Annotated in this window: 1 rRNA gene; it reads right to left on the minus strand. The window is 49.3% G+C overall.

Annotated elements, in window-relative coordinates:
* Positions 1-649, minus strand: a 23S ribosomal RNA gene (locus tag IO99_RS17975); the annotation flags it as partial.

A 649-nucleotide genomic window follows, 5' to 3' on the forward strand; every position in this document is an offset into this window, starting at 1 on the left:
ACGGAACCACCGGATCACTATGCTCTAGTTTCCTACCTGTGCGACTTGTTTGTCTCCCAGTCAAGCACCCTTGTGCCATTACACTCTGCGACCGGTTACCAATCGGCCTGAGGGTACCTTTAGAAGCCTCCGTTACGCTTTTGGAGGCGACCACCCCAGTCAAACTACCCACCATACAATGTCCTCTGAAAACAGAGTTAGAACCCAAATAACAAAAGGGCCGTATTTCAACAGTGACTCCTCGAATACTGGCGTACCCGACTCATAGTCTCCGGCCTATCCTACACATTTGTTACCCAAATACAATGTAAAGCTATAGTAAAGGTTCACGGGGTCTTTTCGTCCCGTTGCGGGTAATCGGCATCTTCACCGATACTACAATTTCACCGAGCTCGCGGTTGAGACAGTGTCCAGATCGTTACACCATTCGTGCAGGTCGGAACTTACCCGACAAGGAATTTCGCTACCTTAGGACCGTTATAGTTACGGCCGCCGTTTACTGGGGCTTCAATTCAATGCTTCTCTTGCGATGACATCTCCTCTTAACCTTCCAGCACCGGGCAGGTGTCAGGCTGTATACTTCATCTTTCGATTTTGCACAGCCCTGTGTTTTTGTTAAACAGTTGCCTGGACCTATTCTCTGCGCCCA

This window comes from Clostridium sulfidigenes (assembly GCF_000732635.1).
In the GTDB taxonomy this organism is placed as follows: domain Bacteria; phylum Bacillota; class Clostridia; order Clostridiales; family Clostridiaceae; genus Clostridium_J; species Clostridium_J sulfidigenes.